This window comes from Bacillus sp. BP-3, assembly GCF_028401955.1.
GTDB lineage: Bacteria > Bacillota > Bacilli > Bacillales > Bacillaceae_G > Bacillus_A.
On sequence record NZ_JAQOTJ010000028.1, the window covers coordinates 15,633 to 28,175 of the forward strand.

At 37.8% G+C, this 12,543-nt stretch carries 9 protein-coding genes; all 9 read left to right on the plus strand.

Features of this window, described 5'->3' with window-relative positions; all coding sequences use genetic code 11:
- Window positions 1–277: 277 nt before the first annotated feature.
- Complete coding sequence (parE, locus tag PLX19_RS24410; RefSeq protein ID WP_272191489.1) at window positions 278–2,242, plus strand: DNA topoisomerase IV subunit B; 1,965 nt, start codon at window positions 278–280, stop codon at window positions 2,240–2,242.
- Window position 2,243: 1 nt separating this feature from the next.
- Complete coding sequence (gene parC, locus PLX19_RS24415; RefSeq protein WP_272191490.1) at window positions 2,244–4,667, plus strand: DNA topoisomerase IV subunit A; 2,424 nt, start codon at window positions 2,244–2,246, stop codon at window positions 4,665–4,667.
- Window positions 4,668–4,810: 143 nt separating this feature from the next.
- Window positions 4,811–6,019, plus strand: a complete 1,209-nt coding sequence (locus PLX19_RS24420; RefSeq protein WP_272191491.1) for a branched-chain amino acid ABC transporter substrate-binding protein — start codon at window positions 4,811–4,813, stop codon at window positions 6,017–6,019.
- A 66-nt stretch (window positions 6,020–6,085) separates the two neighbouring features.
- The gene (locus PLX19_RS24425; RefSeq protein ID WP_272191492.1) at window positions 6,086–7,072 is read left to right on the plus strand and encodes a branched-chain amino acid ABC transporter permease; all 987 of its coding nucleotides are present in this window, start codon (window positions 6,086–6,088) and stop codon (window positions 7,070–7,072) included.
- Window positions 7,073–7,081: 9 nt separating this feature from the next.
- Complete coding sequence (locus PLX19_RS24430) at window positions 7,082–8,365, plus strand: branched-chain amino acid ABC transporter permease (protein WP_272191493.1); 1,284 nt, start codon at window positions 7,082–7,084, stop codon at window positions 8,363–8,365.
- A 10-nt stretch (window positions 8,366–8,375) separates the two neighbouring features.
- Entirely contained in the window at window positions 8,376–9,152 is a 777-nt protein-coding gene (locus PLX19_RS24435) for an ABC transporter ATP-binding protein (RefSeq protein ID WP_272191494.1), read from the plus strand.
- A gap of 22 nt (window positions 9,153–9,174) precedes the next feature.
- Entirely contained in the window at window positions 9,175–9,918 is a 744-nt protein-coding gene (locus PLX19_RS24440; protein ID WP_272191496.1) for an ABC transporter ATP-binding protein, read from the plus strand.
- Between the two features lie 141 nt (window positions 9,919–10,059).
- Window positions 10,060–11,088 (plus strand): oxidoreductase, encoded by a 1,029-nt coding sequence (locus tag PLX19_RS24445; protein ID WP_272191497.1) that lies wholly within the window; start codon window positions 10,060–10,062, stop codon window positions 11,086–11,088.
- Between the two features lie 200 nt (window positions 11,089–11,288).
- A complete protein-coding gene (locus PLX19_RS24450) occupies window positions 11,289–12,440 on the plus strand; it encodes a branched-chain amino acid ABC transporter substrate-binding protein (protein WP_272191499.1) in 1,152 nt (383 codons plus the stop codon).
- Window positions 12,441–12,543 lie beyond the last annotated feature (103 nt).

A 12,543-nucleotide genomic window follows, 5' to 3' on the forward strand; every position in this document is an offset into this window, starting at 1 on the left:
GGATTGCTGCTTGTTACTCCATTTTGGATGATTATCATTTTGTTGATTTTAAAATGGTGGAGTATGTAGTTGTTTTGGAATACATATCCATATTTCGTTGACAAACGATTACTTTTCTGAAATAGTAGCGTAGAGGAATCCTTGTGACAAACAAGGATTTTTCTTATGAAAATAGTATATGAAAGACATAACGTGACTTGCCAAAAGCAAGGAAAAGGCGTTATTCTATAATAAGAAACATATGTTCTGATTTTTTGGATAGGAAGGGGCAAGGAGTTTGGCTAAGCGTCAGTTTCAATATGATGAAGATGCAATTCAAGTGCTAGAGGGGCTTGAAGCCGTTCGGAAACGCCCGGGTATGTATATCGGGAGTACGGATAGCCGCGGATTACATCATTTAGTATATGAGATCGTAGATAATTCCGTTGATGAAGCATTAGCGGGTTTTGGCGATGAAATTAAAGTGATAATACATAAAGATAATAGTATAAGTGTAGTAGATAAAGGGCGTGGTATGCCGACAGGAATGCATAAGCTCGGAAAACCTACACCAGAAGTTATTTTAACTGTACTTCATGCTGGTGGTAAATTTGGACAAGGTGGTTATAAAACGAGCGGTGGCTTACACGGTGTTGGTGCTTCAGTTGTAAACGCGCTGTCTGAATGGCTTGTTGTTACAATTAAACGAGATGGTTACGTATACGAACAACGATTTGAAAAAGGGGGTGTTCCAGTTACAACTCTTGAAAAAATTGGAAAAACAAGAGATACTGGAACAACAATTCATTTTAAACCAGATCGAACAATTTTTAGCACAACGAATTATAACTATGAAACGTTATGTGAAAGATTACGTGAATCAGCCTTTTTATTAAAAGGTATGAAAATTGTACTTCAAGATAAACGTAATGATTTGGAAGATGTTTTTCATTATGAAACAGGAATTGAAGCGTTTGTTTCATATTTAAATGAAGAGAAAGACTCTTTACACCCGGTTGTATATTTTACTGGAGAGCAAAACGGTATAGAAGCAGAATTAGCTTTTCAATTTAATGATGGGTATTCTGAGAACATTCTTTCTTTTGTAAATAATGTACGTACGAAAGATGGCGGTACGCACGAAGCTGGGTTTAAAACAGCGATGACTCGTGTTTTTAACGAGTATGCACGTAAAGTTTCGTTGTTAAAAGAGAAAGATAAGAATTTAGAAGGAACAGATATTCGTGAAGGATTAGCTGCAATTGTTTCCATTCGTGTTCCAGAAGAGTTGCTTCAATTTGAAGGGCAAACGAAAGGGAAACTTGGAACAAGCGAAGGGCGTTCAGCTGTTGATGCTGTTGTATCAGAGCACTTAGCGTATTTTTTAGAAGAAAATCCAGATGTGGCAACGCTTCTTGTGAAAAAAGCAGTCAAAGCAGCACAAGCACGCGAGGCAGCAAGAAAAGCACGTGAAGAAGCACGAGGCGGTAAGAAGAAAAAACGTTCAGAAGGAACATTAAGTGGTAAGCTGACACCAGCACAATCACGTAATCCGCAAAAGAACGAGCTATATTTAGTAGAGGGCGATTCCGCAGGTGGTTCAGCAAAGCAAGGTCGTGATCGTCGTTTCCAAGCTGTCCTGCCATTGCGCGGTAAAGTAATTAATACAGAGAAAGCAAAACTAGCGGATATTTTCAAAAATGAAGAGATTAACACGATTATTTATGCGATTGGCGGCGGTGTTGGAGCAGAATTTTCAGTTGAAGATATCAACTATGACAAAATTGTTATTATGACCGATGCAGATACAGATGGAGCACACATTCAAGTGCTACTATTAACATTCTTCTATCGTTATATGAAACCACTTATTGAAGCTGGGAAAGTATTCATTGCACTTCCTCCTTTATATAAAGTAAGTAAAGGAACAGGAAAGAAAGAAGTCATTGAATATGCTTGGTCAGATGAAGAGTTAGATGGCACGATCCAGAAGGTTGGTAAAGGTTATACAATTCAGCGTTATAAAGGTCTTGGTGAAATGAATGCAGATCAATTATGGGAAACAACGATGAATCCAGAGACGCGCACATTAATCCGCGTGAAAATTGATGATGCTGCAAGAGCAGAACGACGCGTGACAACATTGATGGGTGATAAAGTAGAGCCCCGCCGTAAGTGGATTGAACGCAATGTTCAGTTTGGTATGCAAGAAGAAGGTAATATTCTAGAAAATGAAATGATTATGGCAACGGAGGTGGAATAACATGCAGGCAGAGAAGTTTCATGACCTCCCGCTTGAAGACGTGCTCGGCGATCGCTTTGCACGTTATAGTAAATATATTATTCAAGATCGTGCGCTTCCAGATGCGCGAGACGGTTTAAAACCAGTACAACGCCGCATTTTATATTCCATGTATGTGGAAGGAAATGTTCACGATAAACCATTTCGTAAATCGGCAAAAACAGTTGGTAACGTAATTGGTAACTATCATCCCCACGGTGATTCTTCCGTGTATGAAGCAATGGTGCGTTTAAGTCAAGATTGGAAAGTACGAAACGTATTAGTTGAAATGCATGGGAATAATGGTAGTGTCGACGGTGATCCAGCAGCAGCAATGCGTTATACAGAAGCTCGTTTATCACCGATTGCTTCTGAGTTATTGCGTGATATTGATAAAGAAACAGTGGAATTTGTTTCAAACTTCGATGATACAAGTGAAGAGCCGGTTGTATTACCAGCTATGTTTCCCAACCTTTTAGTGAACGGATCTACGGGAATTTCAGCTGGTTATGCAACTGAAATTCCACCGCATCATCTTGGGGAAGTTATTGATGCCACGATGATGCGCATTGATAAACCAAACTGTAATGTCGATGAGTTATTAACTGTCATCAAAGGACCAGATTTCCCAACAGGCGGAATTATTCAAGGCCTTGATGGTATTAAGAAGGCGTATGAAACAGGAAAAGGAAAAATTATCATTCGCGGTAAAGCAGAAGTGGAAACAATTCGCGGCGGAAAACAGCAAATCGTTATTACAGAAATTCCTTATGAAGTAAACAAAGCGAATCTTGTTAAGAAAATGGATGAACTTCGTTTAGATAAGAAGTTAGATGGAATTGCTGAAGTACGTGATGAAACGGATCGTACTGGTCTTCGAATTGTTATTGAATTGAAAAAAGATGCAAATGCAGAAGGTATTTTAAATTACTTATATAAAAATACAGAACTGCAAATACCATACAATTTCAATATGGTAGCGATTCATAATCGCCGACCAACCTTGATGACACTTCCTAAAATTTTAGATTCTTATATTGGGCATCAGAAAGAAGTTGTAACACGACGCTCACAGTACGAATTAAACAAGGCAGAAAAACGTCAACACGTTGTTGAAGGTTTAATGAAAGCTCTCTCTATTTTAGATGAAGTCATTGAAACAATTCGTGCTTCAAAAGATAAGCGTGATGCGAAAGATAACTTAATTGCGAAATTCTCATTTACAGAAGTACAAGCAGAAGCAATTGTGTCGCTTCAATTGTACCGTTTAACAAATACAGATATTACAGCTCTAGAAAAAGAAGCTGATGAATTACAAAAGAAAATTGAAGAGCTAAAGGCCATTCTACAAAGTGAGAAGAAGCTTCTTCAGGTAATTAAAACAGATTTGAAGAGAGTTAAGAAAACGTTTAGTAACGATCGTCGTTCTGTTATTGAAGAAGAAATCGAAGAAATTAAAATTGATGTTGAAGTCATGATTCCACAAGAAGATGTGATTGTAACAGTAACAAAGGAAGGGTATGTAAAGCGTACAAGTTGGCGTTCTCATAATGCTTCCAATGGAAAAGATTTTGGTATGAAAGAAGGCGACTTATTATTAGATCGTTTTGATACGAATACAACGGAAATAATTCTCTTATTTACAAACAAAGGGAATTATATTTATCTTCCAGTTTACGAAATGCCGGATATTCGTTGGAAAGACCTAGGACAGCACGTTGCGAATATTGTCTCACTTGACCGTGATGAAACGCTCGTCTTTGCAACTGTTGTTCCGAATTTTGAGGAAGAGAAGCGATTTATTACGTTTGTCACTAGAAATGGCATGATTAAGAAAACAGAATTGAATCAATATAAAGTGCAGCGTTATTCACGTGCATTTGTCGCGGTTAATGTAAAGAAAGATGATGAAGTCGTCGATATTTTTGTTACAGATGGAACGCAAGATATTCTTCTTGCTACGCATGGTGCCTATGCACTTATTTTCAATGAAGAAGAAGTAAGCCCAGTTGGTGTACGGGCAGCTGGTGTGAAAGGAATGAATGTGAAGGAAGATGATTACGTTGTATGCGGTCTTCCTGTTAATTCTGAGAAAGATGCGCTCGTTCTTATTACACAACGGGGTGCGGTAAAACGATTAAAGGCAGCAGAAATTGAAAAATCAACAAGAGCAAAACGGGGCCTTGTTATCTTTAAAGAATTGAAAAAAAACCCATATCGAATTGTCGGTGTGGAAGTCGTTCGAGATGATGAAGTCGTTTGTATGCGGACAGAAAAACAAGTCATAGAACAAATAGATCCGCAAACACTTCGGAATAAAGATCGTTATAGTAACGGAAGCTTATTAATAGATGTAAGTGATGTTGGCCTTGTTGTCGAAACGTGGTCACATAAGAAGAAACAGTAAGAAGACGCCCGACTTATATAATAAGTCGGGCATTTTTGTCTAAATTTGTATGAGGAATAGTAGTTGTACAAATAAAACACTTCTATTATCATTTAACTAAATATTTAAAAAATTTAGAAAAATAAAATTACGGAGGTGCATGAGTGAGAAAACAAAAAAATTTCGCCTTCTTTCTATCGGCGGTGTGTATGTTTGGTTTATTAACAGGATGCAGTGATAAAACAAATGGTAATACCGATACAGCAAGTACGAGTGGCGGTGGTGGAAAGGTTATAAAAATAGCGACGCAATCACCACTTTCTGGTGGTTCTGCAACGCAAGGAGAAGCAATTAAACTTGGTGCGCAATTGAAAATAGAAGAACAAAAAGAAGAGTTTAAAAAGTTAGGATATGAACTAAAGTTTGTGCCATATGATGATCAAGCGGATCCGAAAAAAGGCGTTGCAAACGCACAGATTATTGGTGCCGATAAAGAAATGCTTGGTGTCGTTGGACATATGAATTCAGGAGTTGCAATCCCATCTTCTGAAGTGTATGAAAAAAATAATGTTGTTATGGTATCACCTACAAATACTGCTGTTGAAGTAACGGATCGTAATTTGAAAGTAGTAAATCGTATTTGTACAAGAGATGATTTTCAAGGTCCTGCCGGGGCAGAGTTTGCATTGAAAACATTGAAGGCAAAAAGCGTCTTTATTATTGATGATAAAACAGCTTATGGAACAGGTTTAGCTAAAGCATTTAAGACAGAAGTTGAAAAATTAGGTGGAACCATAGCGGGTTATGAATCTATTACGGTCGGAGAAAAAGATTTTAACGGTGTGTTAAATAAAGTACTCGCAAAAAAACCTGATTTAATTTATTTTGGTGGTCTTTATGCAGAAGGTGGACTGTTAGTGAAGCAAGCTCGTGAAAAAGGCCTTATGGTTCCGTTTATGGGCGGTGATGGTATGGATTCAGCAACGATGGTAGAAATTGCAGGTAATTCTATTGAAAATACGTATTATACTTCTATCGCTGCTGACCCGAAAACGACGGAAAAAGGAAAGAAGTTTGCAGATGATTATAAGAGAAAATTTAATAAAGAGGTAGAAGGATATTCAGCTTATGGATATGATGCTGCGGGTGTACTACTGCAAGGAGTGAAAGGTGCGATTAAAGCAAATAACAACAAAATGCCAACAAGGGAACAAGTGCGTGACACTGTTCGGAAAACAAATAGTTTTGAAGGAGCGGTAACAAACGTAGGGTTTGATAGCAAGGGGGATAATAAGTTTGCAAAAGTATATATTTATAAATTTGCAGAGAAAAAATATCCAGGAAGACAAGAAGGAGAAGTAGAGAAAAAGTAAGATGATATGGGTACGGTGCTTATGTTCCGTACCTTTTTTAGAGAAAAATAAAGGGGAGGAATTTCTATGTTCGGAGAAATCATGCATACCCTTCCTCAAGTGCTAATTGATGGATTAACACTTGGTGCAGTGTATGCAGTTGTCGCATTAGGATATACGATGGTTTATGGGATATTAGAACTTATTAATTTTGCTCATGGAGAAATTTTTATGACGGGTGCTTTTATTGGTACAACAATTTTTCTTGTTTTTATGGGGTTTGGCCTAATGACGGTTATGCCAGCTTTGTTAGCATTGTTACTTGTTTTAGTTGTAACATCTCTAATAACGGGTTTTCTTGGGATGGGCATTGAAAGGGTTGCGTATCGACCGCTTCGAAAAGCGCCGAAACTGATTACGTTAATTACAGCAATTGGTGTTTCTTTTCTATTGCAAGATATCGTTCGCTTTATTGCTGAATTAAAAAAAGGAAATTACATTATAACAGGTCCTACTTTATTCACTGATCAAATTACAGTACAGGCTTCAGCAATTATGTCCTCTTTTAATAACGCCAAGCTTAAAACATCCTCACTTATTCTACTCGTTCTTGCGGTTATTATGATGCTCTCTTTAGACTTTTTCGTCAATAAAACAAAATGGGGAATGGCGATGCGTGCTGTTGCACAAGATCGTGATACTGCTTCATTAATGTCAGTAAATGTGAATAAGGTAATTTCTCTTACGTTTTTTATCGGTTCCGCACTTGGCGGAGCAACAGGTGTTTTGTTTGCTGTACAATATGGAACAATAGATCCATACATTGGATTTATTTTAGGATTAAAAGCCTTTACAGCAGCGGTTTTAGGAGGGATTGGTAATATTCGAGGTGCAATGGTTGGTGGTATTTTGCTTGGACTACTAGAAATGTTCGCCGCTGCAAATTTATCTATTTTATCTTCTGGAATATTGGGAGCTGAATATAAGGATGTATTTGCCTTTGGAATTTTAATTCTTGTTTTAATTTTTAAACCAGAAGGCATTTTCGGCAAAGCAATTGCCGAGAAAGTGTAGGTGATCATAATGAGAAAACAGTTAGAAATGATAAGGGAAAATACGAAGATGCAACTTATACTATTAGTCCTTTATATGGGGATAACTGCTGCAAGTTTATATTTTGCCCAAAAGTCAGTAACGGCATTTCTACTATTATTATCGTCTCTTTTATTATTGTATTATACAAATTTGCATAGTAAATGGAAATGGTTAATAGGATTATTTGTGTTAGTTATATTGCTTCCATTCACAGCAAGCGGTGGTCCTGCTTATCAGTCATATATGGAAGTGGCAACATTAGTTGGAATTTATATTGCTATGGCGCTGGGGTTAAATATCGTTGTCGGCTTTGCGGGATTGCTAGATTTAGGATTTGTTGCTTTTTTTGCAATAGGAGCTTACACATACGGTATTTTTGCAACAGTACAAGCAAATAATTTTATGCCATTTGGTCATTACCCATTGTCAGGAGAAAGTTTTTGGATTTTTATTTTACTAGGCGGTTTTATTGCGGCAGTGTTTGGGGTCCTACTAGGCATCCCGGTGTTACGTGTAAAAGGCGATTATTTAGCGATTGTGACACTTGGATTCGGGGAGATTATTCGTATTATTTTTAATAATTTAGATAAACCAGTCAATATTACGAACGGTGCAATGGGGTTATCTTCTGTAAAACCACCTTCTTTATTCGGGTTTACGTTTTTGCAATCGAGTCAAGTGTATTACATTGTGCTTATTATTTTACTATTCGTAATCTTTATTGTAAAACGATTAGAGTTTTCGAAAATAGGTCGCTCGTGGAAGGCAGTTCGTGAAAATGAAATTGCAGCTCAAGCGATGGGAATTCCGCTTGTGAAAACAAAGCTGCTAGCGTTTGCAATCGGTGCTTCATTTTCTGGAATGATGGGTGTTGTCTTTGCTGCAAAACAAACTTTTGTTGATCCAACAAGTTTTACATTACTAGAATCGATTACTATTCTAGTTATGGTATTGCTTGGTGGTATGGGGAGTGTGCCAGGGGTAATTTTAGGAGCTGCTGTTATGACAATTTTAAATTTACAAGTACTTACTGAACTAACAAACTGGTTAAACCAATTAAACTTAAGTGGAACGATTGCAATTCCGGATGCACTTTCTCCGGCCAAAATGCAGCGCTTCATCTTTGGAGGTATTTTAATCTTATTTGCTTTGTATCGACCGCAAGGGCTCATCCCTGCAAAAAGTCGGAAATTTAATGAAGAGCAGCTGAAAAAAGACGGGATAAAACAAATCGAATCACAAAAACAAAAAGAGAATGTATTTGGAGCCTAGGGGTGAGTATATGACGATTTTAACAGTTCAAAATATTACGAAGCGGTTTGGCGGACTTGTTGCAGTGAAAAATGTTGATATGAAAGTGAAAAAAGGATCGATTACAGCTGTAATTGGACCGAACGGAGCAGGGAAAACGACGTTCTTTAATATGGTAACTGGCATGTATAAGGCAGATGAAGGGGACATTCTACTTGGAGAAGAAAAGATAACTCATTTGAAGCCGCATGATATTTCAAAGTATGGTATTGCTCGCACGTTTCAAAATATTCGTCTTTTTAACAATATGACAGTACTTGAAAATGTGATGGTAGGACTTCACAATCATCTGAAAAGTAACCTGTTAGGGGTTTTGTTACATTTGCCAGCGGTAAAGAGAGAAGAAGAACGAGCGCAGCAGAAAGCATATGGGCTTTTAGAATATGTTGGTTTAGCCCACTTATTAAATGAAGAAGCGCAAAATTTATCGTACGGGGCACAGCGTCGCCTTGAAATTGCTAGAGCGCTTGCAGCGAAACCGCAAGTATTACTATTGGATGAGCCAGCGGCCGGAATGAACCCAAAAGAAACGAAAGAATTAACAGCTCTTATTTATCGTATGCGTGAAGAACTGGACATAACAATTGTATTAATTGAACATGATATGAAACTTGTCATGGAGATTTCCGAACATATCATTGTATTAGATCACGGTGAAAAAATTGCAGAAGGAAGCCCGGACGATATTCGGAACAATCCAAAAGTTATTGAAGCGTATTTAGGAAAAAGTGCCGTGTTAGAGAAGTAATGCAGAATAAAGTAAAAAAATGATGCAAAATTGTTCGGGAAAGATAAAAAAGGAGGGAAGTATTTTGCTAGAGCTTATCAATATAAATGCGTATTATGGTGGGATTCACGCGTTAAAAAGCGTTAATATTTCTGTAGGAAAAGGCGAAATTGTAACGCTTATCGGATGCAATGGAGCTGGAAAATCCACGACATTAAAGACGATTAGTGGTCTTGTTATACCGAAGTCAGGAGAAATTTCGTTTGAGGGTAAACCGATTACGAAACAATCTCCGCACGTAACAGCTTTATCAGGAATTGCTCATGTACCAGAGGGAAGACGTATTTTTTCACGCCTAACAGTAAAAGAAAATTTGGAGATGGGAGCATTTTCAGTAAAGGATAAGAGAATAGTGAAGGAACGGATGGAGCGCACCTTTCACTATTTCCCAAAGTTGAAAGAACGGCTAGAACAAAAGGGCGGTACGATGAGTGGCGGTGAACAACAAATGCTTGCAATTGGACGTGCGCTCATGAGCGGGCCTCATTTACTTATGTTAGATGAGCCTTCAATGGGACTTGCGCCAATTATTGTTGAACAAATCTTTGAAATTATTTCAGAACTTAATAAAGAAGGAATGACGATTCTACTTGTTGAACAAAATGCGTATCAAGCGTTGCAGATTGCGCATCGTGGATACGTGATTCAGACAGGAGAAATTAAAATGGTAGGAGAAGGGAAAGCGTTGATGCATAATGAATTTGTGAAAGAAGCATATTTAGCTTAATATGAGGGCTACCCTAAGTAGGGTGGCTTTTTTGCATGTTCATCTATGTTGCCATTATAAAAAGCAAAACATTATGTAGAAAAAAGATAAGTTGATATAATAAAAATTCATTATAGTCTATATATAATTTGGAGGGGTTTTATGAACAAAATAGGTGTTGGGGTTGTAGGTTACGGATTTTCTAGTACAACCTTCCATATTCCGCTGCTGCAAACAATCGAAGACTACGAAATCCGTGCGATCGTTTCTTCACAAGAAGAGAAAGTAAAAGCATCATTTCCACATGTTGAAGTTGTTACAACAATTGACGAGCTTGTAATGCAAGAGAACATTGATCTTATTATCATTACATCACCTAACACAACGCACTTTGAATATGCAAAAAAAGCAATTCTCCGCGGTAAACATGTAGTCGTTGAAAAGCCTTTTGTCGTTTCTGTTGAAGAAGGGGAAGAATTGATAAAGCTAGCGAAACAGCATGACGTTGTATTAAGTGTCTATCATAACCGCCGCTTGGATAACGATTTCAGAACGGTTCAAAAACTATTACAAGAAGATACAATTGGCAAAGTTTATACATATGAAGCTCATTTTGATAGATTTCGTCCGAATGTTCGCGATCGTTGGCGAGAACATAAATTACCAGGGTCAGGAATGTTGTTTGATTTGGGTTCACATCTCATTGATCAAGCGTTATATCTATTTGGAATGCCGGGAGCAGTTTATGCAGATGTTATCAATCAGCGCCCAGGATCGCAAATAGATGATTATTTTCATATCATTCTTCATTACGAAGAAATGCGTGTTATTCTTCATAGCAGTAGTCACGTTAAATATGCGGGACCACATTTTAGCATTCACGGTGAAAAAGGCTCGATCGTGAAATATGGAATGGATTCCCAAGAAGATCAGCTAAAGGTAGGAATGAAGCCTGGTGATGAGGGCTATGGAGAAGATGCTATGCAGATGTATACTGTTCTTTCTACAGAGGAACAAGAAATTCGTGTTCCAACAGAAATAGGGTGTTATGAGAATTATTATAAAGGTGTGCGAGATGCGATACTGAAACAAGAAATGCCGCCTGTTACTGCTGAGGAAGCTCTAAATGTAATTCGTGTTATTACGGCTTGTTTACAAAGTAGTCAGCAAGGAATAATAGTGAAATGGTAGAGTCAGTGCATGCACTGACTCTTTTTCTATGTTAGTTGCTAGCAAATCGTGTCGGAATGATACGAGAAAACGCTAACGATTTTTATTGTACATCTTTTATGTATAGATTAATATTTTAAATATTAAAAATATTGAAAAGCAGGAGGGTTACTGTGAAGAAAAAGATATCGCTTTTGTTATCAAGTGTTTTATTAGCGGGAATGATGGCAGGGTGTACGGGTAAAGGAGATGATAATTCAGCCTCTACGAAAAATGAAGCAAGGACAAGTAAAGTAATTAAAATTGCCTCTGAATCCCCTCTTTCAGGTGGATCGGCTGCGTTTGGAGAATCTATTAAGCTTGGAACACAGCTTGCAGTAGAGAAACAAAAAGAAGAGTTTAAAAAATTAGGTTTTGAATTACAATTTGTTCCGCAAGATGATCAAGGTGACCCGAAAAAAGGGGTTGCTAATGCTCAGTCTGTCGCGGCTGATAAAGAAGTTTTAGGCGTTGTTGGACATTTAATGTCAGGTGTATCAATTGCCGCTTCAGAAACGTATGAGAAAGCAAATCTTGTTATGGTATCACCATCAAGTACGGCAGTTGAATTAACAGAACGTGGATTAAAGACTGTTACACGCCTTGTTGCAAGAGATGATTTCCAAGGTCCGGCGGCAGCGAAATATGCGCTTGAAACAATAAAGGCAAAAAATATTTTTGTAATTCAAGATAAAACGGCATATGGTACAGGGTTAGCTGACGCATTTAAAAAAGAAGCAGAAAAGCTAGGAGCAAAAATTGTCGGTTATGAAGGGATTACAGTTGGTGAGAAAGATTTTAGTGGTGTGTTAAACCAAGTTGTCGCGAAAAAGCCAGATCTTGTGTATTTTGGTGGTATGTATTCAGAAGGATCCGTTTTAGTAAAGCAAGCGCGTGAAAAAGGGGTTGCAGCACCAATTTTGGGTGGCGACGGTATCGATTCTCCAACAATGGGAGAAGTTGCAAAAGATGGATTAAAAGATACGTATTATACCACAGTAGCGACAGCACCAACAGTTACAGAGAAAGGGAAAACATTTGTAACAGAATATAAAGAGAAGTTCAAAAAAGATGTGGAAGCATACTCTGCATACGGATATGATTCAGCTGGTGTTATTTTACAAGGAATAAAAGATGCTATTAAGAAAAATAACGGTAAGTATCCAACGCGTGAACAAGTACGTGATGCGGTTCGGGCTATAAAAGAATACGATGGCATAATTACGAAAGTAGCTTTCGACGATAAAGGTGATAACAAATTTGCTAAAGTTTACATTTATAAGTACGAAGGTGCGAAATATCCAGGGAAGCAAGAAGGAGAAGTAAGTAAATAATGGGAAAACCCGGCCATGGCCGGGTTTTTCAGGCTGTGGAGAAAGTATTCTCCGCAGCCTGTTTTTGTGTCTGAACCTCTTTTTATCTGTCAACACTGATAAA